Source organism: Rhizobium leguminosarum, from assembly GCF_004123835.1.
GTDB classification, from domain to species: Bacteria; Pseudomonadota; Alphaproteobacteria; order Rhizobiales; family Rhizobiaceae; genus Rhizobium; species Rhizobium leguminosarum_M.
The window spans coordinates 225,497-249,614 of record NZ_MZMU01000001.1; the positions used below are offsets into that span (position 1 = coordinate 225,497).

At 61.9% G+C, this 24,118-nt stretch carries 25 protein-coding genes; 11 read left to right on the top strand and 14 right to left on the bottom strand.

The window, feature by feature from the left end; translation table 11 throughout:
- Positions 1–31 precede the first annotated feature (31 nt).
- The 9 genes from B5P46_RS01085 to B5P46_RS01125 all read right to left on the bottom strand — a co-directional run bounded on the left by B5P46_RS01085 (position 32) and on the right by B5P46_RS01125 (position 10,099).
- Complete coding sequence (locus B5P46_RS01085) at positions 32–997, bottom strand: LuxR family transcriptional regulator (RefSeq protein WP_245456081.1); 966 nt, start codon at positions 995–997, stop codon at positions 32–34.
- 66 nt (positions 998–1,063) lie between these two features.
- Positions 1,064–1,249 (bottom strand): hypothetical protein, encoded by a 186-nt coding sequence (locus B5P46_RS01090; RefSeq protein WP_129417074.1) that lies wholly within the window; start codon positions 1,247–1,249, stop codon positions 1,064–1,066.
- A gap of 215 nt (positions 1,250–1,464) precedes the next feature.
- Complete coding sequence (locus B5P46_RS01095) at positions 1,465–2,577, bottom strand: alpha-hydroxy acid oxidase (RefSeq protein ID WP_129417075.1); 1,113 nt, start codon at positions 2,575–2,577, stop codon at positions 1,465–1,467.
- A gap of 290 nt (positions 2,578–2,867) precedes the next feature.
- Entirely contained in the window at positions 2,868–4,157 is a 1,290-nt protein-coding gene (locus B5P46_RS01100) for an amidohydrolase family protein (protein ID WP_129417076.1), read from the bottom strand.
- Between the two features lie 25 nt (positions 4,158–4,182).
- Complete coding sequence (locus B5P46_RS01105; RefSeq protein ID WP_129417077.1) at positions 4,183–5,127, bottom strand: ABC transporter permease; 945 nt, start codon at positions 5,125–5,127, stop codon at positions 4,183–4,185.
- Complete coding sequence (locus B5P46_RS01110; RefSeq protein WP_129417078.1) at positions 5,124–6,173, bottom strand: ABC transporter permease; 1,050 nt, start codon at positions 6,171–6,173, stop codon at positions 5,124–5,126. The genes B5P46_RS01105 and B5P46_RS01110 overlap by 4 nt, the downstream gene beginning before the upstream one ends.
- The gene (locus B5P46_RS01115; protein WP_129417079.1) at positions 6,163–7,695 is read right to left on the bottom strand and encodes an ABC transporter ATP-binding protein; all 1,533 of its coding nucleotides are present in this window, start codon (positions 7,693–7,695) and stop codon (positions 6,163–6,165) included. Before B5P46_RS01115 ends, B5P46_RS01110 begins: the two co-directional genes overlap by 11 nt.
- Complete coding sequence (locus tag B5P46_RS01120; protein WP_129417080.1) at positions 7,692–9,104, bottom strand: amidase; 1,413 nt, start codon at positions 9,102–9,104, stop codon at positions 7,692–7,694. The genes B5P46_RS01115 and B5P46_RS01120 overlap by 4 nt, the downstream gene beginning before the upstream one ends.
- Before the next feature lie 8 nt (positions 9,105–9,112).
- Positions 9,113–10,099: a BMP family protein gene (locus B5P46_RS01125; protein ID WP_129417081.1), complete on the bottom strand. Its 987-nt coding sequence runs from the start codon at positions 10,097–10,099 to the stop codon at positions 9,113–9,115.
- 216 nt (positions 10,100–10,315) lie between these two features.
- Between B5P46_RS01125 and B5P46_RS01130 the strand changes: the two genes are divergently transcribed.
- The 3 genes from B5P46_RS01130 to B5P46_RS01140 are packed head-to-tail and all read left to right on the top strand — an operon-like array spanning position 10,316 to position 12,488.
- Positions 10,316–10,945, top strand: coding sequence for a CDP-alcohol phosphatidyltransferase family protein (locus B5P46_RS01130; RefSeq protein ID WP_164986417.1), 630 nt, complete (start codon positions 10,316–10,318; stop codon positions 10,943–10,945).
- Complete coding sequence (locus B5P46_RS01135) at positions 10,942–11,562, top strand: lysophospholipid acyltransferase family protein (protein WP_129417082.1); 621 nt, start codon at positions 10,942–10,944, stop codon at positions 11,560–11,562. The genes B5P46_RS01130 and B5P46_RS01135 overlap by 4 nt, the downstream gene beginning before the upstream one ends.
- Positions 11,559–12,488: a phosphatidate cytidylyltransferase gene (locus B5P46_RS01140; RefSeq protein ID WP_129417083.1), complete on the top strand. Its 930-nt coding sequence runs from the start codon at positions 11,559–11,561 to the stop codon at positions 12,486–12,488. The genes B5P46_RS01135 and B5P46_RS01140 overlap by 4 nt, the downstream gene beginning before the upstream one ends.
- Positions 12,489–12,501: 13 nt before the next feature.
- Here B5P46_RS01140 and B5P46_RS01145 read toward each other — a convergent pair whose 3' ends face one another.
- The 3 genes from B5P46_RS01145 to B5P46_RS01155 form a co-directional block, all read right to left on the bottom strand.
- Positions 12,502–12,825, bottom strand: coding sequence for a chaperone modulator CbpM (locus B5P46_RS01145; RefSeq protein WP_129417084.1), 324 nt, complete (start codon positions 12,823–12,825; stop codon positions 12,502–12,504).
- A 2-nt stretch (positions 12,826–12,827) separates the two neighbouring features.
- Positions 12,828–13,742 (bottom strand): DnaJ C-terminal domain-containing protein, encoded by a 915-nt coding sequence (locus B5P46_RS01150; RefSeq protein WP_129417085.1) that lies wholly within the window; start codon positions 13,740–13,742, stop codon positions 12,828–12,830.
- A gap of 144 nt (positions 13,743–13,886) precedes the next feature.
- Complete coding sequence (locus B5P46_RS01155) at positions 13,887–14,354, bottom strand: universal stress protein (protein ID WP_129417086.1); 468 nt, start codon at positions 14,352–14,354, stop codon at positions 13,887–13,889.
- A 158-nt stretch (positions 14,355–14,512) separates the two neighbouring features.
- On the opposite strand from B5P46_RS01155, the gene B5P46_RS01160 reads away from it, so the two are divergent.
- Positions 14,513–15,412 carry an NAD(P)-dependent oxidoreductase gene (locus B5P46_RS01160; protein WP_129417087.1) on the top strand — a complete coding sequence of 300 codons (900 nt, stop codon included), beginning with the start codon at positions 14,513–14,515 and terminating at the stop codon, positions 15,410–15,412.
- A gap of 66 nt (positions 15,413–15,478) precedes the next feature.
- On the opposite strand, the gene B5P46_RS01165 is transcribed toward B5P46_RS01160, so the two are convergent.
- Together B5P46_RS01165 and B5P46_RS01170 are read right to left on the bottom strand one after the other, a co-directional pair.
- Entirely contained in the window at positions 15,479–16,303 is an 825-nt protein-coding gene (locus B5P46_RS01165) for a phosphoenolpyruvate hydrolase family protein (protein ID WP_206735295.1), read from the bottom strand.
- Between the two features lie 10 nt (positions 16,304–16,313).
- The gene (locus B5P46_RS01170; protein ID WP_129417089.1) at positions 16,314–17,510 is read right to left on the bottom strand and encodes a Tm-1-like ATP-binding domain-containing protein; all 1,197 of its coding nucleotides are present in this window, start codon (positions 17,508–17,510) and stop codon (positions 16,314–16,316) included.
- A gap of 130 nt (positions 17,511–17,640) precedes the next feature.
- Between B5P46_RS01170 and B5P46_RS01175 the strand changes: the two genes are divergently transcribed.
- The 7 genes from B5P46_RS01175 (at position 17,641) to B5P46_RS01205 (ending at position 24,085) form a co-directional block, all read left to right on the top strand.
- Entirely contained in the window at positions 17,641–18,306 is a 666-nt protein-coding gene (locus B5P46_RS01175) for a GntR family transcriptional regulator (protein ID WP_129417090.1), read from the top strand.
- Positions 18,307–18,397: 91 nt separating this feature from the next.
- Positions 18,398–19,651 (top strand): ABC transporter substrate-binding protein, encoded by a 1,254-nt coding sequence (locus B5P46_RS01180; RefSeq protein ID WP_129417091.1) that lies wholly within the window; start codon positions 18,398–18,400, stop codon positions 19,649–19,651.
- Positions 19,652–19,710: 59 nt separating this feature from the next.
- Positions 19,711–20,658, top strand: coding sequence for a carbohydrate ABC transporter permease (locus tag B5P46_RS01185; protein WP_129417092.1), 948 nt, complete (start codon positions 19,711–19,713; stop codon positions 20,656–20,658).
- Positions 20,655–21,482 (top strand): carbohydrate ABC transporter permease, encoded by an 828-nt coding sequence (locus tag B5P46_RS01190; RefSeq protein WP_129417093.1) that lies wholly within the window; start codon positions 20,655–20,657, stop codon positions 21,480–21,482. The genes B5P46_RS01185 and B5P46_RS01190 overlap by 4 nt, the downstream gene beginning before the upstream one ends.
- Before the next feature lie 2 nt (positions 21,483–21,484).
- A complete protein-coding gene (locus tag B5P46_RS01195; RefSeq protein ID WP_129417094.1) occupies positions 21,485–22,576 on the top strand; it encodes a Gfo/Idh/MocA family protein in 1,092 nt (363 codons plus the stop codon).
- 16 nt (positions 22,577–22,592) lie between these two features.
- Positions 22,593–22,973 (top strand): cupin domain-containing protein, encoded by a 381-nt coding sequence (locus B5P46_RS01200; RefSeq protein ID WP_129417095.1) that lies wholly within the window; start codon positions 22,593–22,595, stop codon positions 22,971–22,973.
- Between the two features lie 32 nt (positions 22,974–23,005).
- Positions 23,006–24,085 (top strand): ABC transporter ATP-binding protein, encoded by a 1,080-nt coding sequence (locus B5P46_RS01205; protein WP_129417096.1) that lies wholly within the window; start codon positions 23,006–23,008, stop codon positions 24,083–24,085.
- Positions 24,086–24,118: the final 33 nt, after the last annotated feature.

The following is a 24,118-nucleotide window of genomic DNA, read 5'->3' on the forward strand; positions in this document are numbered from 1 at the left end:
CCGACGGAAAGTGCAGCGCCCCGAAGTACGGTCACTTGTTGGGCACCTCGACGCCGAGCAGCGAACGCACCAATGCAGCCTGGCTACGCACGCCGGTCTTGTCGAAAATACGCTGCAGCTGAGTGCGTAGCGTATTGACGCTAACAGCCAGAAGGTTTGCGGCACCCGCGAGGTCGTGGCCATCGACGATCAGGCGGGCAAGCCTGACCTGCGCGGGCGACAAACCATAGATCTCCCGCGCCCCATCGATCCGGCGCGCGACCGTCTCCGCATCGTCGAACGACACCAGCGCCTTGCCATCTTCGAGATGGACCCAGCAGTGCATCGGCACCCCCGCCGCATCCTCGCCAAGTGAAACCGCCCAAGCCTGTTTCGGCGATAAGGTTAGCCGTGTCTGCCCCTGCAGTTCGCGAAAAGCCAGGCGGACGGCTTCACGAAGCGCAGGGTCGTGCTCGCGCCGCCGAGCGCGGAGTCGACCGGCAGCGACGGCGAGTCCCTGATGGCCGCGTATCCGCTCCTGCGCGAGTCGGTTCGTCCACAGAATGCGCGTATCCGCATCGATCTCGATCAGCGGGAAGTTCGATTGCTCGATGCTACCCTCCATCATCACCACGCAGCCGATCTTCCAGACACCATCGACCCTGTGTAGAATTTTTAGCTCGCGTTTGAGATCATCGCCGCCATCGATCCCGGTCTGGTCATAAGTGACCCAGCCCATGTTCTCGGCAACGATAACGTTGACCTTCTGCCACCGAACATGCTCCGAAAAAGCGCGCTTTTGGGGGAAACGCTCCACGATCCTCTTAAGTCGTGCGGCAATCGCGTCCCAGCCTTCGTCGACCCGAGTGCCCAGGGAGGCGTAGTATTCCATCCGCCTGGTTTGCGGTGACTGCACCCAGTGGCTCGCCAATGCGTCGAAGTCCCGCTGCAGCCAAGCCTCAGTCTCGCTGCGGATCACTGCCAGGATCGCGGCCTTGTTAGCCTCGCTTTCGTCCATCCCACGATCTCCGGTGACGTCACGCAGTAGCATAGCACGGCTGGTATCCTGTGCCACGAGACTGCCTCAGATCAAAGTTACGCCAAGGATTAGGGTCAGGCCGGCCGCTATCGCGATCGACCCACGCAGCCCCGGGTTCAAGCGCCGCAGGTCCATCTGGTTCGAGTAGTAGCGGTCCTCGGCCCAGGCACTCATCCGTACCGGTCGCACCGCAGTGTGAATGTGTGTGACGGCGAGACCGTAGATGTCCACAATTTCCCTCCTGTCCTGGCGCTTTCATCCACGCAGCCTGGCATGGAGAGGCGCCCTGACCTGTCATGCGAATGGATGACAGCGGACAAGTTTGCAACATGATGGAATGATCGATGATGCCAAAGAAACGTGCGCCACGTCGGATATCTCTCAACGTTCGCAATAATCCCGATCTCTGCACGAGATGATACGCTGACTTTTGCAACGTTCGAAAATCAGAAATTTCGCGACAAATTTATCAGCGGAAAAGCGCTTAAGGCGCTTGGTATGGTGACTGGGGTTGCCGGATGCAGGTACGATCGGCCCAACTCCCCAATGGCCGAGACGCCAAGCAAAGCCATGGAACGAAGCATTTCGTCTTCCAGCAGCTCAAGCATTCGAATAATTGCGGCCCCGCCTCCCGCAGCAAGGGCGTAGCACTGCATGCGGCCAAGGCCTACGAGGTCCGCACCTATCCCGAGGGCTTTAATGATGTCCGATCCGCGACAGAATCCTCCATCGACCATTATCTTTGCTTGGCCGGCTGCAGCGTCGATGATTTCGGGCAAGGCATCCATTGTACCACGACCATGGTCGAGCTGACGGCCACCATGGTTCGAAACATAAATCCAATCCACGCCATGATCGACAGCAATACGAGCATCTTCGGCCGTAACAATACCTTTGAGCGCGAGCGGAATGTCGTAGGTGTCCTTGATCAATTTGACAGTTCGCCAATCAAGGCCGGCCTGGTAGGACTGATCAGGCTGCTTCCCCAATCCAGCTGTCCGATAGCGATTAGCAATATCGCGGTCACGTCGGGCGAGGACCGCGCTATCGACGGTTAGGCAAATTGCTGCACAGCCACACGCAAGCGTACGACCAATGTATTCATGCACGAAGCCATCGTCGCCTCTGACATAGAGCTGCGCCATTCGTAGCGCTAATGGAGCTGCTTCGGCGACAGTCTCAAGCGGTGTGCAGCCTGAGCTGAGCATGTGGCCTATGTCGAAAGCTTGAGCGGCTGTTGCAACCGTTGCGCCTCCGCCAGAGCCAAATACGTTCAATGGGCCGGTAGGCGCGAAAAATACCGGCAATCGCAGCTTGCGGCCGAAATGCTCGACGGAAAGGTCTACGGCGCTGACGTTGCGTAACACACGCGGTTTGAAGGCGATGGAATCGATGGCTAGGCGGTTGCGTTTGAGCGTTGTTTCCGTTTCCGCGCCACCTGTGAGGCTATCCCATTTTTCTTTCGGCAGAACCTGGTGAGCTTTTTCAAGGATCTCGTGCAAACTCTCAAAATCGCTGGATGTGGAAGCAGTACCAACAACTTCATCTCCTACACTCATCGCGCCTCCTTGCCGGTGGATTTCGCAAACTCCCGATTAAAGCGACGGTTTTGCGACTGATATTTGCGATGTCGCAAAACCCGATGTTATGCGCAGTCAGGCGAAGCGAATGCTTCACGGAAATATCTTCAGCAAGCTAAACCGCTCGCAACGCCCGTGCCGTAAGCGAATAGTGCATCACAAGACACTTGCTTTCCACATTTAGGTTAGGGGCTGGGCGGCTTCGTGGCGCTTTTTGTTTTGGCGCAGATGGAAGCTGCTCTGTTAAGCCGGAAAGCCACCACCATACCTCAATAACGAGGTGCGTAATCCAGGCCGCCGTCGATCCGTCCCGGGCGTCCGTCCAGGAAAAGTTCGCCGATGCGCGGCGCCGAGCGGGCGATGACCTTGCCGTGGCGGATCACCGCCAGCCGATTCGGCTTCAGCCGCAGCGCTTCCAGCGTGTCGCTCGCCTGGAGGATGACGAGGTCGGCATTGCATCCCTTTTCCAGGCCGTAGTCTGCAAGTCCCATCGTCTTCGCCGAATTGACGGTCAGGGCATCGAAGATCCTCTTCTTGTCGTCGATGCCGGCCATCTGCGCGACATGGATTGCCATATGGCCGACCTCCAGCATGTCGCCCGATCCCATCGAGTACCAGGGGTCCATGACGCAATCATGCCCGAAGGAAACGTTGAGCCCTGCATCCATCAATTCCCTCACGCGGGTCATGCCGCGGCGTTTCGGATAGGTGTCGTGCCGGCCCTGCAGCATGATGTTGATCAGCGGATTGGGGATGACGTTGATCTCGGCCTCCGCCATCAGCGGAATGAGTTTGGAGACATAATAATTGTCCATCGAATGCATCGAGGTCAGATGCGAGCCGGCGACGCGCCCCTGCAGGCCGAGGCGGATGGTTTCCGCAGCCAGCGTCTCGATATGGCGCGAGAGCGGATCGTCGGTTTCGTCGCAATGCATATCGACCGGCAGGCCGCGATCGGCGGCGATGCGGCAGAGCGCCTCGACCGACGCCTTGCCTTCACCCATCGTCCGTTCGAAGTGGGGAATGCCGCCGACGATATCGACACCCATATCAAGGGCGCGGTTGAGCGCGTCGATTGCGCCCGGCGAGCGGTAATAACCATCCTGGGGGAAGGCGACCAGCTGCAGATCGATATAGGGCGCGATCTTCTCGCGAACCTCGATCATCGCCTCGACGGTCACCAGTCTGGGATCGCTGGTATCGACATGGCTGCGAATGAAGAGCAGCCCTTGAGTGACCGCGAGGTCGCAATAGCGCAGCGCACGATCGACCAATTCTTCCTTCGTCACGATCGGCCGCAACTCTCCCCAGAGCGCAATGCCTTCGAGCAGGGTGCCGGAGACGTTCATGCGCGGCAGACCGAGCGACAGGGTGGCATCCATGTGGAAATGTGGATCGACAAAGGGCGGACTGACCAGCCGGCCAGTTGCGTCGATTTCTTCCCCCGCCTGCGCCTGGAGATTAGGCTCGAGAGCGATGATCTTACCGCCCTGGATGCCGATATCCATCCCCTTTCGGCCATCTGGGAGATTTGCATTTCTGACGATCAGATCGAACATCGGAGCCTCATTGGACAGAAGTGGTTCAGCGTTCGCCGCGGCGATAGGGCTGCATCAGCGCCTGTGGAACGCGGGCGCGGCGGGCCATGACGGCAAGGGCGGCAATGGAAAGGATATAGGGCGTCATCAAAAAGAGCTGATAGGGCACGAGCCCGCTCAGTGCGGTTTGCAGCCGAAGCTGAAAGGCATCGAAGAAGGCGAAGAGCAGAGCACCGAAAAGCGCGCGGCCCGGCCGCCAGGAGGCGAAGACGACAAGCGCGATACAGATCCAGCCACGCCCCTGCACCATGGTCGGGAAGAAGCTGTTGAAGGCCGACAATGTCAGGAAGGCGCCGCCCATTCCCATCAGTGCGCTTCCGGCAATCACCGCGCCGTAGCGCACCTTCATCGGATTGACACCCTGGGCTTCCGCCGCATGCGGATTCTCGCCGGTCATGCGGATTGCAAGGCCGATTGGCGTGCGGAAGATGATGTAGGCCATCAGCAGGGCGATAAGGATCGCAAGATAGGTCGGCGCCGTCTGCGTGAAAAAGGCCGGCCCGATGAAAGGCAGGGTCGAGAGGCCTGGTATCGCGATCGGCTGGAACGGCACGATGGTGGGCGGGGTGTTGGCAAGCGGCACGATCAGCCGGAAGACATAATAGCTGAAGCTGGAGGCAAACAGCGTGACGCCGAGACCGGAGACATGCTGGGAGAGGCCGAGCGTCACCGTCAGCGACGCATGCAGCAGGCCGAAGACGCCGCCGGCCACCGCCGCAATCAGCAAGCCGGTCCAGAGATCGGCGCCGTGATAGACGGAAAGCCAGCCGATCATCGCACCGAAGGTCATGATGCCTTCGATGCCGAGATTGAGCACGCCGGCCCGTTCGCAGAGCAGGGCGCCGAGCGTGCCGAAAATCAGCGGCGTGGCGATCCGCAGGATTGCCGCCCAAAGCCCGGCGGAAGCGATGATGTCGAACAGCTGCATCATCGCCGGATCCTGTATTGGGTAAAGAACAAGGCGATCAGCATCGTCAGCAGTGACAGCGCCACCGTGACGTCGGCGATATAGGTCGGGATGCCGAGGCCGCGGCTCATGCCGTCAGCACCCACGAACATGGTGGCCGTGAAAATGGCGGCGAAGACGACGCCGAGCGGATTGAGGTTAGCGAGCATGGCGACAACAATACCGGCATAGCCAAAGCCCGGCGACAGATCGGTCGTCACATAACCCTTGACGCCCATGACCTCGATCGCTCCCGCCAACCCTGCAAGACCGCCCGAGAGACAGGCGACCTTCACCAGCGTTCTGCCGAGCGGGACGCCGGCAAAGACCGCGCCGCCGGGATTGAGGCCCGCGGCGCGCGACTGCATGCCGAACACGGTGCGGGACTGGACGAAATGGACGATGATGGCCAGCCCGATCGCGATCGCCAAGCCGATATGCAGGCGTGAGCGGGCGATCAGCTTCGGCAGCATGGCGTGATCGCTGACGGATTGCGACTGCGGCCAGCCGAAGGCCAGCGGATCCTTGAGGATGCCATCGATCAGCATCGAGACGAAGAGCACGGCGATGAAGTTCAGGAGCAGGCTGGTGACGACTTCATCGACCGAGAAGCGCAGCCTGAGCCAGAGCGGGATCAGGATCAGCACCATGCCGGCAATGGCGCCGATCAGCAGCAGCAGTGGAATGAGGATGGGTGCGGGAAGATTGCCGAGCAGTTTCGAGCTCGCCGCCGCAACGGCGATAGCGCCGAGATAGAATTGGCCCTCAGCGCCGATATTCCACAGCCGCGCCCGGAAAGCGACGGCGGCGGCAAGCCCCGTCAGCATCAGTGGCGTAGCCCGCGTCAGCGTTTCGGTCGCTGACAGCCGCGAGCCGAAGGCACCGGTCAGGATGCGCCAATAGGCATCGAGCACCGGCGCACCTGCAATCGCGATCAGGATACCCGCCAGCGCGAGTGCGGCAATGACCGCAACGACAGGCGTGACGATCAGCAGGTAAAGCGGGCGATGTTCGCGGCGCTCAAATCGCATGGCCGGCCTCTGGGGTTTCCTGCCATTCGCCGGCCATCATCAGCCCCAGCCTGCGGGCATCGGCGCTTTCGGCCGCGACGGGCGGAGACAGGCGGCCGCCGACGATCGCCTGTATGCGATCGGCCAGCGCGATCACCTCGTCGAGGTCTTCCGAGATCAACAGCACGGCAGTACCCTGCCGGCGCGCTTCGAGCAGGCGTGCGTGGACAGCGGCCACGGCCCCTTCGTCGAGACCGCGCGCGGGCTGCGCCGCGATCAGGATGCGCGGCCGCCGATGCAGGTTGCGGCCTAGAATGAGTTTCTGCATATTGCCGCCGGAGAGCAGCCGGGTGCGGATGGCTGGCCCGCCGCCGCGGACATCGAACCCGTCGATGATCTCCCTGGCGAAGGCCATGCCCGCCTTGCGGTTGACGAGACCGAGGCGCGAAAAGGCCGGCGAAGCGATGCGCTCCAGCACGGCGTTTTCCCAGATCGCCATTTCGCCGATCACGCCCTCTTCGTTGCGGTCCTCGGGAATGCGGCCGATGCCGGCTTCGACGACATCGGTAACACCAAGATTGCCGATGGCTTCGCCAAACAGCAGCAGGTCGCCGGCGCTGCGCGCCAGCATACCGGAGAGCAGATGCGCCAGTGCCGCCTGGCCATTGCCCGAAACGCCAATGATGCCGAGGATCTCGCCCTGGTGCAGCCGGAAGCTGATCGATTTCAGCCGATCGATGCCGCCGGTGCGCACCGTCACATCGGCCGCTTCGAGGGCAACGGCGCCGGGTGTCGACGGCTCGCGCACGGGCCGCGTCACGCGGCGCCCGACCATCAGTTCGGCGAGCTCCGCCTTGCTGGTTTCCGACGCCTTGCGTTCGGCGACCATCTTGCCGCCGCGTAAGACCACGACGCGGTCGGCCGCGGCCATCACCTCGTCGAGTTTGTGCGAGATGAAAATCAGCGACAGGCCCTGGCGGGCCATTTCCCTCAGTGTCGTGAACAGCCGTTCGGCCTCGATATTGGTCAGCACTGCCGTCGGCTCGTCGAGGATCAGGATGCGGGCATCGTTATAGAGCGCCTTGAGAATCTCGACGCGCTGCTGCTCGCCGACCGACAGGTCGGCGAGGCGGGCATCCGGATCGACCTTGAGGCCGAAGCGCTCGGAAATTGCCAAGAGTTTCTTCCGCGCCGCTGGCGTTCCCGAGCGCCAGGACCACAGTTTTTCCGTGCCGGTCATGACATTTTCGAGAACGGTCAGATTGGGCGCGAGCGAGAAATGCTGATGCACCATACCGACACCGGCGCGGATCGCCGCGCGCGGCTTGCCTTGCGGCACCTCCGTGCCCTCGATCAGAATTCGGCCGGCATCCGGCATGTAGTGGCCGAAAAGGATGCTCATCAGCGTGGTCTTGCCTGCACCGTTCTCGCCAAGCAGCGCCACGACCTCACCCCTGGCAAGGGTCATGGAAATATCGTCATTGGCGAGAGTGGCGCCGAAACGCTTGCTGACGCCTATAATCTCCAGCACCGGTCCGATCATGACGGCAGTCCTGCGACGGGAAACCGATGCTGCCACCGCCCCTCGGCCTCCAGGCGTGCGGCAAGCGACAGGAGACGTGGCTCGTGGCCCATCGGCGCCATGATCTGCACCGGCAGAGGCAGGGCGTGCTCATCCTGTCCGAAAGGCAGCGTCAAAGCAGGAAAACCCGAAATATTGGCGAGGCAGGCAAGCGGCGCAAATGCCGTCATCCGCTCGAGATGCAGATCCGTATCGGCATGATCGGACGGAAAGGAGCCGATCGCAAGGGGCGCGGAGGAAAGCATCGGCATCAGGACGCAATCGACCCTGTCGAACAGCGCCCAGAGCTTATGACTCACCAGGACGGCATCGTTCAGCGTGTTCCAGAGCGATGTGGCCGGAAGCGCCCGTCCGCGCGCCGCGAAGGCCTGCGTCAGAGGCTCGGCCCTGCTTTCATCAAGAGCCGCCGCCTTGATGAGTGCCGCAAGGTTGACGGAGACGATATCGGCGAAGGTGCTGCCGCTGGCAGCGACGCTCCATTCGAACTCGGCCCAGGCGAGCGGAACGATCTCGTGTCCGTCGCTTTCGAGCGCACGCGCCGCACCTTCGACGGCTGCGAGCCGATCACCCTCCGTCGGGTAGGCCGATCCGGTATCGACAAGCAGGCCGATCCGCAAACGGCCGTTATCAATATTGACAGGGGAGGGGTCCGGAAAAGGTCCTCGCGATTTGCCGCTCAGCCTGTTGAAAATCAGCGCCGTATCCCGCACCGAACGGCAGACCGCAAGTTCGCTCGCGATACCGGCGAGGTGATTGCCGAAGGATGGCCCGCCCGGAATGGCACCGCGCGTCGGCTTCATTCCAACAAGGCCACAGCAGCCGGCGGGCACACGGATCGAGCCGCCGGCATCGGTCGCATGCGCGATCGCGACGATACCGGCAGCAACCGCTGCCGCCGCACCACCGGAAGAGCCGCCCCCGGTGCGTGCCGGATCGAGCGGATTACGACAGACAGGCCCGATCATCGGTTCGCTGGCAAGCGACAGGCCGAATTCCGGGCTCGTCGTCAGGCCGAACAGGCAAAAGCCGGCGTCGCGGAAACGGGCAGCAAGATCGGAGTCCGCTTCGCCGCCTTTTCTTTCAAAGAGACGGGAACCGGCCGTGACCGGCAGCCCGGCAAAGGGGCCGCCAAGATCCTTCGCCAAGGTCGGCACGCCGGCAAAGGGCCTGATGGCAAAGCGATTGGGCGCGCTCCGCCGCTCCAGGTCGCGGTCGTCGGCCGAGGCTCGGCCCATGGCGCCATCAAGATAGGCGATGGCGCCGAGTGGTTCCAGCCGCGCAGCTGCCTCAAGAGAAGCCTGCATCGCCTCCGCAGCGCTCAGCTGGCCATGCCTGATCGCTGCCGCCAGATCTGTCGCATCGCCACGCATCAGCCGAATTACTTCGGCTCGTCCATCATCTTCGGAACTTCGAAGGTGCCGGCCTTGATCTCCGCCCGCTTGGCTTCCATCGCAGCCTCCGCCTCGGCCGGTGCCACGCCCTTCACGAAGACGATATCGCTGCCGCCTTCCTTCATCAGGCCGTAGGACGTGTAGTTCCTGCCGACCGGCTTTCCGGCAGCGACATCGGCGATCGCAGCGTCCAGGATCGGGCGGAAATACCACATGGCGTTGGCAAACACCGTATCGGGATAACGTGGCGTATAGTCGATCAGCGAACCGACCGACTTGATGCCGCGCTCCTTGGCGGCATCGGCGGTGCCGATGCGCTCGCCGAACAGGATGTCGGCGCCGGCGTCGATCTGAGCAAGACCGGCTTCACGGGCCTTCGGCGGATCGAAGAAGGTGCCGATGAAGGAGACGAGGTGCTTTGCCTCCGGGTTCACCGCCTTGACGCCCGCCGCGAACGCATTGATCAGCATGTTGACCTCGGGGATCGGAATGGCGCCGACCGACCCGACGACATTCGACTTGGTCATCTTGCCCGCCAGCATGCCGGCGAGATAGGCGCCGTCATGGTTCCAGGTGCCGAAGACGCCGAAATTGTCGCCGGCCTGCTCGCCGCTCGAACCCAGCACGAAAGCGGTGTCGGGATAGTCGGTCGCGACCTGTCGGGCCTCTTTCTCCACCGCATAGGCCTCGCCGATGATCAGCTTGTTGCCCTGTTCGGCATATTCGCGCATGGCGCGCGGATAGTCGGTGCCGGAGACGCCTTCGGAGAAGACATATTCGATGACGCCTTCCTTGGCTGCGTCCTGCATGGCCTTGTGCAGACAGGAGTTCCAGGCATTTTCGACCGGCGACGCATGAATGCCGGCAACCTTCAGCGGCGCAGCTGCCCTTGCCAGCGGGGCAAAGCCGCTGACCCCGAGCGCAATGCCGGACGCGATCACTGCCCGGCGTGAAATCAGGATATCTTTGGTCATTGATTGTTCCCCTTTTTTACCATTTGGTTCAAAAATCATAGTAGCGCCCAAAAATGTGTCAAGCAGCAAACAGGCTTAAAAATCAGGCTGTTCGACCCATGCTCGCCGCTGGCTCGCCGAAGCGCGGAGGCGATCGGCTGGATTTACAAGGTGTTACATCTTGGCGTGACGACGTCGGCAGGATATGCAAGGATCATCGGGGTTGGGGGACATGAAATGGGGGAAGAAGAGGGCGCCTCGCGGCGACCGATCGCGAGCCGGTCGTCGTCCTGGGCCATCGGCCTCAGCGCGTGGCTGGCGCGGAGCGGCGCGACACCGAACGGCATTTCGCTTTTATCGGTCGTATTCGCGGGTATAGGCGCAGCGCTCATCGTTTTCACAACACATCCGATTGCCATGGTTTGCGCCGCGATCTCGGTGCAACTGCGGCTCGTCTGCAATCTGCTGGACGGAATGGTCGCGATCGAAGGCGGCAAGAAAACCAAGAGCGGGCCGCTCTACAATGAATTTCCCGACCGGGTCGCCGACAGCCTGTTTCTCGTCGCGGCTGGCTATGCCTGCGGCTTTGGCTGGCTCGGCTGGCTCGCTGCTCTGCTCGCCGCACTCACCGCCTATGTCAGGGTCTTCGGAGGATCGGTCGGTCTTCCCCAGGACTTCAGCGGCATCATGGCCAAGCAGCGCCGCATGGCGGTGCTGACGGCCGGCCTCCTCGCCCAGAGCGTCGAGACGCTGTTATCAGGCAGCCACTGGTCGCTGATCCTGGCATGCGCGGTCATCGCGGCCGGCAGCCTTGTCACCTGCATCACACGCACGATAACGCTTGCCCGTTCCCTGGAGAGACTATGATCGCGCTCATCCGTCGCCTTCTCGTGCTGTTCGTCCGTATCCTGGTCGGCGCCCGAAGCGAATGGCGGGGCTGCGCGCCCGATCCCCGCCGCCGCATCTATTTCGCCAATCACAACAGCCATGTCGATACCGTCGCCGTCATGGCTGCCCTGCCGTGGCCGGTGCGCCGGCTGACCCATCCGGTCGCCGCACGAGATTATTGGGGAACCAACGCCTTTCGCCGCTTCATCGCCCAGAAAGGCCTGCGCGCCGTCCTGATAGACCGCAAGCCTCCGCCGGACAGCAACCCGCTGGAGCCTCTCGAGCGCCTGCTCGAGGAAGGCCGTTCGATCCTGATTTTTCCTGAGGGAACGAGAAGCGCCACCGATGAGATCGCCCCGTTCCGCAGCGGCATCTATCGCCTCGCCTGCCGTTTTCCGGATGTCGATCTCGTGCCGATCCATCTCGACAACCTTCAGCGCATCCTGCCGAAGGGGAGCATGCTGATCGTCCCGATCACCTGCACGGCGCGCTTCGGCAAGCCGCTGCGCGTCGAACCGGGCGAGGAAAAGGACGCCTTCCTGGCTCGCGCCCGTGCCGCAGTCATTGATCTCGCAGATGGGGGGCATAGCGCATGACCAGCCTGTTCTCCATCGTCCTGGCCGCCATCCTCGGCCTGCTTGCCGTCGCCTCCGCGATCGGTTTCGTCCTGCAGCGGCGCGCGACCGAGCCCGGCTCCGTCGCTACCGTCCAAAATCTCAACGCCCGGATTCGCTCCTGGTGGATCATGGTCGCAGTGTTCGGCGGCGCGATCCTGCTCGGCGACACGGCGACGGTCATCCTGTTCGCATTCCTGTCCTTTATGGCGCTTCGCGAATTCTGGACGCTGACACCATCGCGGCGCGGCGATCATCTGGCGCTTTTCCTGTCCTTCTTCGTTGTGCTGCCGCTGCATTACGTGCTGCTCGGAACGGAATGGTACGGCCTGTTTGCGATCTTCATCCCGGTCTATGCTTTCCTGATCCTGCCGGCGGTGGCGACATTGACGGGTGACGTCAACGAATTCCTCGCCCGCAGCGCCAGGGTGCAATGGGGGTTGATGCTGACGGTCTATTCGATCAGCCACGCTCCCGCACTCCTCATGCTGGAGACCGGCACGCCGTCGGCGCTCCTTCTCGTCTATCTGGTCGTGGTCGTACAGCTCAGCGACGTCTTCCAATATGTCTGGGGCAAGCTCCTCGGAAAGCACCGTTTCTCGCCGAATATCAGCCCGTCGAAGACGCTCGAAGGGCTGGTCGGAGGCGGCGCCTCGGCCATCCTTGTGGGAACGCTGCTTTATCGCCTGACGCCGTTTTCACCGCTGCAGGCCGCTGCCATCAGCACGGTCATCGTCGTCGCCGGCTTTTTCGGCGGCTTCGTGCTCTCGGCCATCAAGCGCGATCTCAATGCCAAGGACTGGGGCTATGTGATCGAGGGCCATGGCGGGGTGCTCGATCGCCTGGATTCTATCACCTTCGCCGCACCGCTGTTCTTCCACATCGTCCGCTACTGGTTCACCACATAGAAGCTGGTTTTGGCTAAAACCGGTCGATCTCCTCGAGACTCTCGAACAGCCGGCGCTGAACATCCCGCTCCTGCTTGCCGATGGCGGTCATCAGCCTGCCCATCGTTCCCCGCAGGCCGTGCAATTCGTCGATCAGCTCCATGACGATATCGACGCCGGCTTCGTTGACACCCATGTTTCCCATAAGGTCCAGGATCAGCCGAGCGCGTGCGACGTCGGCGTCGCGAAATTGCCTCTGGCCGCCTGATGTCTCCGGGATCAGCCAGCCCTGTTCTATCCAGAGGTCGAGCTGGACGATGTCAATTTTCAAGTAAAGACGGAATTCGAGATCATCCATGATCAAGCCTCCATGTTCTTTCTCGGATCGTAGGAGTTTGCGGTCGCCCATTCCTTCATCAAGGCCGTCAGCCGATCATCCGGGGCGTCGGGCAGAACGATCTTCAGCGAGATGTAGACGTCGCCGTGTCCGCCGCCGCGTTTTACAACACCTTTGCTCTTGAGACGCAGGATCTTGCCCGTGTTCGAATGAGGCGGCAGCGTCAGATTGACCGGTCCCGACGGCGTCGGCACGCGAACCTTGCCACCAAGCACGGCCTCACTGAAGGAGATCGGCAGTTCCAGGCGGATATCGTCACCGTCACGCGTAAAGAAGCGGTGCGGGCGCACACGGATTTCGATCAGGGCATCGCCCACCGGCCCACCGCCGATGCCCGGCTCGCCCTTGCCGCGCAGCCGCAAGGTCTGGCCGTCGCGCGTCCCCGGCGGGATCTGTACGTCGAGCGCCGGACCATTCGGCATCTTGACCTCCGTCCTGGTGCCGTTGACGGCCTCGAGAAAGTCGACCTCCATGGAAAATTGCCGGTCACGGCCACGACCACGGGTCTGGCCACCGCCGGCACGACGTGAAAAGAAGCTGGCGAAGATATCGTCGGCATCGCTGAAATCGGCAAAGCCGGCGCTGTTGTGGTAGGGATCGCCAGGCCCGCTCTTCGACGCGTAGTCGCGGTAATAATTGCGTTGCGCCCGCTCGGCGCCCGTTATATCGATCTCGCCGCGGTCGAAGCGTCCGCGTTTTTCCTCATCGCTCAAGATCTCGTAGGCCGTTGAAATTTGCTTGAACCGTTCCTCAGCTTTTTTGTCGCCGGGGTTAAGGTCGGGGTGAAGTTTCTTGGCGAGCTTGCGGAACGCGCTTTGAATATCCTTTTGCGTCGCATCGCGTTTCACGCCCAGAAGCTCGTAGGGATCCTGGCTCATACATATCTCCGGTCGGGCAGCGAATCCTGCTGGTTGGCTTGGCAATGATATAGGTGGTCGGGCGACCGCCGGGGAGGGGAGGCCGACCGCTCTGATCGACGTCAATCCGATAAAGCGCCCGTTGTCACGCAAGCTCTGTGGAGCTTAGAACAACGCCGCGACTTCCGCTGCGGATGCCGAGCCTTCCTGCGCGTGATCTAGACGCCGATCGATAAGAACCGAGCACCCGGCATGGCGCACGACCTTGTCGACGATCGAGGAGAAGACGTAGTCGGTGATATCGGTCACGTGGGATGAAACCAGGATAAGATCGGCCGATTTCTCCCTTGCGACGGAGACGAGCAGGGAGGCTGCAACGCCGATGCGAACCTCGATCATCGCCGGAATTTCCATCTCCTTGCAGAGCGATGCTAGTTTCTTTTCGGCGTCGACGATGGCGGTCGTTTCGAATTCCTCGGGAAGCTCCGTCAGATGACGGCGGGGGATATTCTCGATGACGTGCATGACGACGATGCTTCCGCCTTCGTCCACCAGCGCAGCAGCCCGGCGCAGAAGGCGGCTGGCCGTTTCGCGGGGACCCATGCCGATGCCGCAGATGATCGTCCGATACATTGAAATCCATATCCTCGAATGCGAATGATAGCACCGATCATACCAGTGTCGACCGTCCCGGCATTGACGAATATCAAGAAAGCGTGCCGCAACGGCAGCGCGCACCAAGCGGCCAGCTCTTCGGAAGGGCTTCCGGCTGAATCGTCGCAGTTGACGGCATGGCCATCGGCAACATTTCTAACCTGATGACGTCATTGATTGAGGTTCAAATGCCGGATTTTGCGATTATCGGATCGGGCGCGATGGGAAGCGCTGTCGCCAAACGGCTGATCGACCACGGCGCGACGGTGCTGACCTATCTTGAGGGCAGGAGCGAGCAGACGATTGTCCGGGCAAAGGCAGCCGGCATGGTGCCGGTCGGCCGCCAGGAGCTGACGAAGGCCGAGCTGATCCTGTCGATCGTTCCACCGGCGGATGCGATCAAGGTCGCCGAACTCGTCGCGGACATATCGGCGATGCAGGCGCCGCCGCCCTTCATCGACCTCAACGCGATTGCGCCGAAAACCATGCAGGCTTTGGCGGCACGCTTCGAAGGCAGCAGCGTCGAGGTGCTTGACGGTGCGATCATCGGCGGGCCGCCGGTCCCCGGCAAATCAGGTCCGACCATCTATATCAGCGGCGATATTGCGGAGCGAAGCCGGCCGCTCGAGGATTGCGGCCTGCGGATCCGCAGGCTCGACGGACCGCTCGGCGCCGCCTCGGCACTGAAGATGTGTTATGCCGGCATCAACAAGGGATTTATCGGCCTTGGCACTGCCATGCTGCTTACCGCATCGCGTTCAGGTGCTGCCGAAAGTCTGAAGGCGGAGCTCTCCGAAAGCCTTCCCGACATCGATCGCAAGCTGTCGAGATCCATTCCCGACATGTATCCGAAAGCCTATCGATGGGTTGCCGAAATGCAGGAGATTGCCGATTTCCTTGGCGAGGATGATCCGGCCGCGACCATCTTCCGCGGCATGGCGGACGTCTTTTCCAGGATGGCTGATGACGTGGAGGGCAGCCGCGTGCTGGTCGGGCAGTTGGACGAGATCATCGGGCGCCCTGGAACCGACAACTGACCTCCGCCGCCGGCACCCCACATCGGTGGAGCCGGCAGCAGGCTTCGTGCCCGATCCAGGCCATGCCTATATCGTTGCGAATAGCTCGACTTGTGCCCGGATCGCGACCTCGGTCGGCAAGCGCTCCATCGAACTCGCGCCGTAAAAGCCGTTGCAACCTCTGCAGCGGGCAAGCACATAGGCCGCATCCGCAGGCATGGCGATCGGACCGCCATGGCAGAGCACGATGATGTCGTCGCGGACTGACCTTGCGGCATCCGACCATTCGTTGATCTTCTCCACGCACCCGTCGAGCGTCAGCGCCGTTTCGGCGCCGATCGCGCCGCCTGTGGTCAGGCCGAGATGGCAGACGACGATATCAGCGCCGGCTTTGGTCATGGCAACGGCGTCCTCGCTGCTGAAGACATAGGGTGTGGTCAGCATGTCCTTGGCGTTGGCGCGGGCGATGATATCGATTTCCAGATCGAAGCCCATGCCGGTCTCTTCGAGATTGGCGCGGAATGTGCCATCGATCAGCCCGACCGTCGGAAAGTTCTGGATGCCGGCAAAACCCATTGCCTTCAACTCGTCGAGGAAGTGGTCGGGCAGCATGAAAGGATCGGTGCCGTTGACGCCGGCAAGCACCGGCGTGTGGCGCACGACCGGCAGGACTTCGCGGCCCATCTCCTTGACGATCTCGTTGGCATTGCCATAGGCGAGCAGACCGGCAAGCGAGCCGCGTCCGGCCATGCGGTAACGGCCGGAATTGTAGATCACGATCAGATCGATGCCGCCGGCCTCCTCGCTCTTGGCGGACAGGCCGGTGCCGGCGCCGCCGCCGATGATCGGCCGGCCATCGACGATCTTGCGGCGAAGCTTGCTCAGAATGTCGTTTCTGTCGATGCGGGTCAAAACTCTCTCCTCAGGCATGGATCTCATGGAAACCGGCAACGAGTGCCATGGCGAATTCCGGGCTGTTGATATGGGCGTCTATCTCGACGAGGCGCCTGTTCGGCGCGTCACGCCAGCCGGCGCGAATGGCGGAAAACAGCGCCTCGTCGGCTTCGGGATCATGGAATGGCTGACCAGCAGCGTCGATCGCTGAAACGCCCTGAAGCGGCAGCAGGAAGCGGACCGGACCCTGCATCCGGTTGAGCCGTTCGACGATGAAGGCGCCGATCCTGCGGTTTTCCTCCGGGGTGGTGCGCATCAGGGTCACTTGCGCATTGTGGACGTGAAGCCTGCGGTCGCGGAAGGGCGCCGGCACGGTGTCCCGCGCGCCGAAATTCACCATATCAACGGCACCGACCGAGCCGACATAGGGCAGCCCAGTGCGGATGATTGCGCCGAAGCGATCCTCGGTCGCCGGAAAGACACCGCCGATGAGAAGGTCGGGCACCTCCGTCGTCGTCACGTCGATCACGCCCTGCAGCAGACCGGAATCGGCAAGCTTCTCCATCGACTGGCCACCGACGCCGGTCGCATGGAAGACGTAGATCTCATGCGTCTTGCCAAGCATCTCGCGGATCTGGGTCACGCAAGAGGTGGTGACGCCGAACATGGTCATGCCAATGCCCGGCCGATCATCGCTAGAGGCGGGGATCGGGTTGCCGGCCATGCCGGCTGCAGCATTTCCGGCATTGCCGATCACTCTGCGCGAGATCGCGTTCAAGCCGGCGACGTCGACGACGGAATACATCATGGTGAGATCATTCGGTCCGACATAGGGCGCCACATTGCCCGAAGCGACCGTCGAGACCATCAGTTTCGGCACACCGATGGGAAGCGTCCGCATCGCCTCCGTCACCAGCGCGGTATTGCCGGTTCCGCCAAGGCCAAGCACGGCGCCGATATCGTTGCGCGATTTCAGGAACGCGGTCAGCGCCTTGGCCATGGCCGAAACCGCCGTTCCCCGGTCAGTCTGCCCGAGCACGGCCACGGCACCCTCAGGATGAAATTCGGCGACTTCGCGCGCCTGGATATCGGCGGCAGCACCTTCCCCAAGCGTACCGACATCGACTAGCACGGCATCGGCTCCGGCCGAAAGAACCACCTCCCTGGCGTAGCTCAGTTCGGCGCCCTTGGTGTCGCAAGTGCCGACGATATAGACCTTTCCCATTGGTTTTCCTCCCCTTTTTGATCGTCTCCGACTTTCTTTCGATAAAATTCGAAGGTTTGTATTTTCCATATTGTATATTCTTCCGTATATTGCATACTTAAGTCACGAATACCAGACGGAAATGGAGACCATGAACGCACCGCGCCACCTCACCCTTCGCGAGCGGATCTACGAGGAAATCGTTCGCCTCATCGTCTCCGGCGAGCTGCCGAGCGGCGTCTCGATCGACGAAAAGGAACTGACGGAACGCCTGCAGGTCAGCCGCACGCCGTTTCGCGAGGCGATCGGCACGCTCGCCAAGGAAGGGCTGATCGAGATCAAGCCTTATCGCGGCTTCTTCGTGCGCAGCTTCACGCCAAAGGAGATCGACGACCTCTACGACCTTCGCAAGACGCTCGAATGCTTCGCCGTCGAACTTGCCGTCCCGCAGATGAGCGACCGGCATATCGCCGGCTTCGAACGCATGCTGGATGAGGCGGTGGCGGCACTCCGCCGCGGCGACATGGCGACCTACGGCATCCGCGACAAGGAGTTTCACGAGACCATCGCCGAACTTTCGGGAAGCGCGCCGCTGATCGAAACGCTGGCGCGGCTCGCGCTGCAGATCCAGATCTGCCGCTCGATCGCCAATGAGAGCCGCGATCTGGCCGAAAGGGCGGCCGAGGAGCGCGATCAGATCCTGCAGGCGTTCAGGGCGCGCGACATCCCGCGCGCAAAGGCGCTGATGCATGCGCATATCAGCGATGTCCAGCAGGCCGTCATGGCACGGTTTCAGAAGGAGAATCCGGCGCGTTAGCCGGATGAAACGCCAGTGGAATGAAGGAGAGGGAGGTCTCCTTTTCAACAATCGAAAAACGTGGCCGTGGAGCGGCCCGGAGGAGGGAACAATGCTGAAATTTCTTGCCCGCAGCACGGCGCTAGCCGCGATGATCGCCGCAAGTTCGCTGGCGCATGCCGAAACCCTGAAAATGTGGGGTCCGGAACAGATCACCGAACCGCTGGTCGCGCAGCTGTGGAACGGCATCAAGGCCGACTTCGAAAAGGCCAATCCCGGCGTCACCGTCGAATTCATGCCGCCGACCGGGACGATCAGCAACGGCGCGGTGCAGGCGGCGATCCAGTCGGATGCCGGCCCGGATGTGATCCTCACCAATTCCGGCATCGGCCGCATCAGCGTCGTCAGGAATGCCAAGCAGGTCATGCCGCTCACCGAGCAATATGAAAGGCGCAGCTGGAAAGATGAGATCTATCCCTGGCTCTACACCGAGCTGAAGGGCCAGTTCGGCGGCGAGATCTACGAAGTTCCCGACGGTCTCGATGCGCTTGGCATCTGGTATCACAAGGATATTTTCGAAAAGGCCGGCTGGAAGATCCCGGCGACCTGGACCGAATTCGAAGCGCTGATGAAATCGATCCATGAGACCGGCCTGCAACCAATCGCCATCGGTCCTCGCACGACGGGCAGCGCCGGCCACCTCTTCGGCAACCTGCTGCAATCTGGGAGCGGCAAGGAAGTGATCGGCAAGGCGCTGCGCCGCGAGATCGCCTGGGACGATCCTTCGGTCGCCGCCGGCGCCATCCGGCTGCAGAAGCTGGTCGAAGCGGGCTACATCAAGAAGGAAATGGCAGGCCTCGATCTCGACGGAGCTTCGCGCCTCTGGTTCAACAAACGCGCGGCCATGTTCGTCGCCGGCCCGTGGTTTACCGCCAATGCCCGCAAGGCCGGCTATGACCTCGCGAATGCCGGTTACGCGCCGATGCCTTCTGACATCAAGGGTGCGACGATACCGACCGGCGGTGTCGGCTGGAGCTGGCTGGTGCCCGTCAATTCCAGGCAGCCGGAACTCGCAATGAAGTGGATCGACTTCGTGCTGTCGGATGCGGTGATGAAGAAGCGCGCGCAGGATCCGGCAAGCACGATGATCTATCCGCGCGAAATCCCGGACGTCGAGCCGCCTACCGCTGTGCTGAAGGATATCTTCGCCGCTGCCGCCGGCGGCGTTGGCTACAATCCGAGCGTCTATTTGCCCGGCACCGTGCTCGACACCTACTTCCAGGTCATCCAGGGCCTGATCTCCGGCCAGATCGGCGGCGAGGACGGCATGAAGCAGATCCAGGCGAAGATGGCAGAGGCGAAATAGTGGTCATTCCAGAGACGCCCGGAAGCAAGGTCGTGGCTCCTCTCAGGGATGCGCCTGCCATGGCGGGACATACGGGCGGCCTGTCCGCCCGTATGTCCGAACGCCGGACGGCTGGGGCCGCCTCATCTGATGGTTCATCCGATGGCGATGCCCGCACCGCATTGTGGCTGATGGCGCCGGCGCTCGCCCTTTATGCCGCCTTCACCCTGCTGCCGATCGCCGCCACCTTCTGGCTGAGCTTCAACAGCTCCGCCGGCTTCAATACCTCCGCCAGCTTCGTCGGCATCGACAACTATGCCAAGGCGGCACAGGATCCGATCGTCTGGAAGAGCCTCGTCCATACCTTCCTCTGGCTGGCCTACCATGTGGTGATGGCAGGCGGTCTTGGCCTCCTGCTGGCGCTTGCCGTCAGCAGGCTGCGGATCACCCAGGTCTTCTTCCGCACCGCTTTCTTCCTGCCGCATCTGGTGTCGCTGGCGGTGGTCGGCGTTATCTGGGCCAATATCTACGATCCGTTCTTCGGCCTGCTGAATACGGCCCTGACACGGAGCGGGCTCGGCGCCTTCACGCAAGGCTGGCTTTCCGATCCCGCTTTGGTGCTCTTTTCCGTCAATGTCGCAAGCTCGTGGCAGGGTTTCGGCCTTTACATGCTGCTCTTTATCGCAGGCCTGCAGAATATCGACCGCTCGCTCTATGACGCAGCGGAAGTGGATGGCGCCAACACCTTCCAGAAACTGATCTACGTGACGCTGCCGGGGCTTCGCGAGGTCATGACCTTCGTCGTCTCGCTGGCGATGATCAACGGGCTGAAGGGTTTCGCCACCGTCTTCGTCATGACCAATGGCGGGCCGTTCTATCAGAGCGAGCTGATCACCACCTACATCTACCGGCTTGCCTTCCAGTCCCAGGACCACGGGCTTGCGGCGGTGCTCTGCATCCTGCTCAGCCTGCTTGCGATCACCATCACCATCGTCTTCAACCGCTGGCGCGCGAGGCTTTCGCAATGAGCGTCCGTAGTCGCGAATGGCCGGTGGCGCTGGCGCTGACCCCGGCATTGATCCTGATCCTTGCCCCCTTCATCTGGCTGGTGGTCTCGAGTTTCAAGACCGAGGCCGAGATCGGCCAGGCCGACCCCTTCACCTGGCCCGCCGACCTGATGTGGCGGAACTATCTGGATGCATGGCAGATCGGCGGGTTCGGCGAACTCGTCGGCAACAGCCTCATCAACCTTATCGGCGTCGTCGTCCTGTCGCTCATCACCTGCGCGCCGGCCGGCTATGCGCTCGCCAAGATCCGTTTTCCCGGCCGGGAATGGCTGTTCTACGCCTTCATCCTCGGCTTGACCGTGCCGGTCCAGGCGATCGTCATCCCGCTCTACCAGGTGCTTTTCGGGCTCAATCTCGTCAACACGCTGACCGGCATCGTCCTGGTGCAGGTGAGCAACGGCATTCCCTTCGGCATATTCCTGATGCGGAGTTTCTTCATCGGCGTGCCGGACGACCTGATCGAGGCCGCCAAGATCGACGGCGCCTCGCATCTGCAGATCCTCACCAAGGTCTTTCTGCCGATCTCGACGCCGGCGGTGCAGGCGCTCGTCATCATCAGCGCGCTCTCCACCTGGAACGACTTTTTCCTGCCGCTGATCGTGCTGATCAGTCCCGAGGTACAGACGCTGCCGCTCGGGCTCGTCCGTTTCGCCAGCACCTATGCTTCCGACTACCGCCTGGTCTTTTCGGGAACCGTCATTTCATTCCTGCCGATCATTCTTCTCTACATCCTGATGCAGCGCCGCTTCACCGAGGGGCTGACGCAGGGGGCAATCAAGGGCTGACCATGTCGCATCACGTCCAGCGGGAAATCCGCTACAATTTCGAATTCGACCACCGTATCAAGGCCTGCTTCATCGGCGCCGGCGGCCATGCCTATCGCAATGTCTATCCGGCGCTGCGTTACGCCCCGGTCGAACTCGCCGGCATCTGCGATCTAGATATCGGCCGCGCCGAAAAATTCGCCAAGCTCTTCGGCGCGGGAAAAGCCTATACCGATCATCGCGAGATGCTCGCGCGGGAAAAGCCGGAACTGGTCTTTCTCGTCACCGCCTATCATCCTGACGGGCGGGTGCAGGCGACCGATCTGGCGCTCGACGCGCTTGCCGCAGGCGCTCACGTCTGGATGGAAAAACCGACGGCGGCGAGCCTCGAGGATATCGAAAAGCTGCAGGCGGCAAGCACCGCAGCCGGCCGCATGGTGATGACCGGTCTCAAGAAGACTTTCTTCCCGACCATCGAGAAGCTCAAGGATCTGATCGGCTCGCCGGGCTTCGGCAGGCTGACCTCGATCAATGTCCGCTATCCGCAAAGCCTGCCGAAACCGGAGGACCGGGCCGATCTCGTCAAGATGCAGAGCTTCCTCGACCACATTTACCATCCGGGGGCGATCCTTAACTTCCTCGGGGGAGAGATCGAACGCGCGGGCTATGAATGGGAAGCGCTGAGCGGCGCGACCGTCACGACCATGTGCTTCCGCTCCGGTGCGATCGGCACGCTCCACCTTGCCGCCGGCCAGTCGGGCGGCAGCATCTTCGAGCGGGTCGAGATCATCGGCGAAGGCGCCAACGCCATTGTCGAAAACGGTAGCCGGCTTACTTATTTCCGCAAGGCGGACCTGCCGTCCTATGGCCGCGCTGCGAGCTTCATCCAGCCGGACGAGAATGCGGCGCTGTTCTACGAGCCGGAGCATTCGCTCGGCCAGCTCTACAACAACAACCTGTTTTATCTCGGCTATGTGCCCGAAATCCTGCATCTGACGGATGCGATCCTCTCCGGCACGCCGATCTCAAGGGGCACGCTCGAAATCGCCCGCGAGATCATGAAGCTCTTCGAATTCTACAGACGCACGGATGCCGGCGTCACCACCAATCTCTGACAGGGGAGGGACAGCCTTGAGCGATAGCGATGTCATTTTCAGGAAAGCCGGCGGCGAATTCATGCCGACCACATGGGGCGAACTCAACTGGAAGATCACCGGCGACGGCACGCCCGGCGCCGAGATGACCTTCGGCACCTGCCGCATCAATCCCGGCGAGCGCAACCAGCTGCACTCGCATCCGGATTGCGAGGAAATCCTCTACGTCGTTTCCGGCCATTGCGAGCACAAGCTCGGCGATGCGCTTTATCGGCTCGAAGCCGGCGATGCGATCCGGATACCCCGCAATGTCCGTCACTGGGCGCGCGCGCTCGGCACCGAACCGCTCTTCGCCCTGATCATGTTCTCCTCCGGCACCAGGACGGCGGTCAATCATGAAGGCGAGGGCGCGGCCTGAAATCATCCTGTTCTCGTAGGGGAGGGAATATCATGGCGTCGATTGCGCTTCACAACATCCGCAAGTCCTACGGCGACCTGCCGGTCATCCACGGCGTCGACGTCGATATCGAGGATGGTGAATTCATCGTGCTCGTCGGACCGTCGGGCTGCGGCAAGTCCACGCTGCTGCGCATGATCGCCGGCCTGGAGACGATATCGGACGGCCGGCTTTCGATCGGCGGCCGCATGGTCAACGACCTGCCGTCGAAGGAGCGCGACATTGCCATGGTGTTCCAGAGCTATGCGCTCTATCCGCATCTGACGGTGGCCGAGAATATGGGCTTTTCCCTGAAGCTGCGCGGTACGGCCAAGGACGAGATCGGCCGCCGGGTACAATCGGCCGCAAAGATCCTGGCGCTGGAACCCTATCTCGACCGCCACCCGCGCCATCTCTCAGGCGGCCAGCGTCAGCGCGTCGCCATGGGCCGCGCGATCGTGCGTGATCCGAAAGTGTTCCTCTTCGACGAACCGCTTTCCAATCTCGACGCCAAGCTGCGCGTGGCGATGCGCGCCGAGATCAAGGAGCTTCACCAGCGGCTGAAGATCACCACCGTCTATGTCACCCATGACCAGACCGAAGCGATGACCATGGCCGACCGCATCGTCGTCATGCATGACGGCATCGTCGAGCAGATCGGAACTCCGTTGGAGATCTATGATCGCCCCGCAACCACCTTCGTCGCCGGTTTCATCGGCATGCCGGCGATGAACCTGCTCAAGGGCCGCATCCAGGCCGACGCCCCTTCGATCTTCCGCACGAACAGCGGCGTCGCCATGCCACTGTCGCTGCGTCCGGGCACAGCCGATCCCGGTGAAGAGCTCATCTACGGCATCAGGCCGGACCAGTTCGTCATCGCCGACGAAGGAACGCCGGCGAAGATCGTCGTCGTCGAGCCGACAGGGGCAGAGACACAGGTCGTCGCCCGGATCGGCGAAGAAAACGTCAACATGCTGTTTCGTGAGCGCATTGCCTTAAAGCCCGGCGACACGATCCGCTTCGCCTTGCGGGCCGCCAGCGAACACCTGTTTTCAGCAGCAACAGGCAGGCGTCTTCCCGAGGCGGATGCCTGAAGCAGCCCTTTTCTTCAGCTTTGCCAAAGCTCT

Excerpts from the sequence above, each read along its gene's own strand:
- B5P46_RS01085 (WP_245456081.1), bottom strand. The coding sequence starts at position 997 with ATGGACGAAAGCGAGGCTAACAAGGCCGCGATCCTGGCAGTGATCCGC.
- B5P46_RS01095 (WP_129417075.1), bottom strand. The coding sequence starts at position 2,577 with ATGAGTGTAGGAGATGAAGTTGTTGGTACTGCTTCCACATCCAGCGAT.
- B5P46_RS01100 (WP_129417076.1), bottom strand. The coding sequence starts at position 4,157 with ATGTTCGATCTGATCGTCAGAAATGCAAATCTCCCAGATGGCCGAAAG.
- B5P46_RS01105 (WP_129417077.1), bottom strand. The coding sequence starts at position 5,127 with ATGATGCAGCTGTTCGACATCATCGCTTCCGCCGGGCTTTGGGCGGCA.
- B5P46_RS01110 (WP_129417078.1), bottom strand. The coding sequence starts at position 6,173 with ATGCGATTTGAGCGCCGCGAACATCGCCCGCTTTACCTGCTGATCGTC.
- B5P46_RS01115 (WP_129417079.1), bottom strand. The coding sequence starts at position 7,695 with ATGATCGGACCGGTGCTGGAGATTATAGGCGTCAGCAAGCGTTTCGGC.
- B5P46_RS01120 (WP_129417080.1), bottom strand. The coding sequence starts at position 9,104 with ATGCGTGGCGATGCGACAGATCTGGCGGCAGCGATCAGGCATGGCCAG.
- B5P46_RS01125 (WP_129417081.1), bottom strand. The coding sequence starts at position 10,099 with ATGACCAAAGATATCCTGATTTCACGCCGGGCAGTGATCGCGTCCGGC.
- B5P46_RS01130 (WP_164986417.1), top strand. The coding sequence starts at position 10,316 with ATGGGGGAAGAAGAGGGCGCCTCGCGGCGACCGATCGCGAGCCGGTCG.
- B5P46_RS01135 (WP_129417082.1), top strand. The coding sequence starts at position 10,942 with ATGATCGCGCTCATCCGTCGCCTTCTCGTGCTGTTCGTCCGTATCCTG.
- B5P46_RS01140 (WP_129417083.1), top strand. The coding sequence starts at position 11,559 with ATGACCAGCCTGTTCTCCATCGTCCTGGCCGCCATCCTCGGCCTGCTT.
- B5P46_RS01145 (WP_129417084.1), bottom strand. The coding sequence starts at position 12,825 with ATGGATGATCTCGAATTCCGTCTTTACTTGAAAATTGACATCGTCCAG.
- B5P46_RS01150 (WP_129417085.1), bottom strand. The coding sequence starts at position 13,742 with ATGAGCCAGGATCCCTACGAGCTTCTGGGCGTGAAACGCGATGCGACG.
- B5P46_RS01155 (WP_129417086.1), bottom strand. The coding sequence starts at position 14,354 with ATGTATCGGACGATCATCTGCGGCATCGGCATGGGTCCCCGCGAAACG.
- B5P46_RS01160 (WP_129417087.1), top strand. The coding sequence starts at position 14,513 with ATGGCCATCGGCAACATTTCTAACCTGATGACGTCATTGATTGAGGTT.
- B5P46_RS01170 (WP_129417089.1), bottom strand. The coding sequence starts at position 17,510 with ATGGGAAAGGTCTATATCGTCGGCACTTGCGACACCAAGGGCGCCGAA.
- B5P46_RS01175 (WP_129417090.1), top strand. The coding sequence starts at position 17,641 with ATGAACGCACCGCGCCACCTCACCCTTCGCGAGCGGATCTACGAGGAA.
- B5P46_RS01180 (WP_129417091.1), top strand. The coding sequence starts at position 18,398 with ATGCTGAAATTTCTTGCCCGCAGCACGGCGCTAGCCGCGATGATCGCC.
- B5P46_RS01185 (WP_129417092.1), top strand. The coding sequence starts at position 19,711 with ATGGCGGGACATACGGGCGGCCTGTCCGCCCGTATGTCCGAACGCCGG.
- B5P46_RS01190 (WP_129417093.1), top strand. The coding sequence starts at position 20,655 with ATGAGCGTCCGTAGTCGCGAATGGCCGGTGGCGCTGGCGCTGACCCCG.
- B5P46_RS01195 (WP_129417094.1), top strand. The coding sequence starts at position 21,485 with ATGTCGCATCACGTCCAGCGGGAAATCCGCTACAATTTCGAATTCGAC.
- B5P46_RS01205 (WP_129417096.1), top strand. The coding sequence starts at position 23,006 with ATGGCGTCGATTGCGCTTCACAACATCCGCAAGTCCTACGGCGACCTG.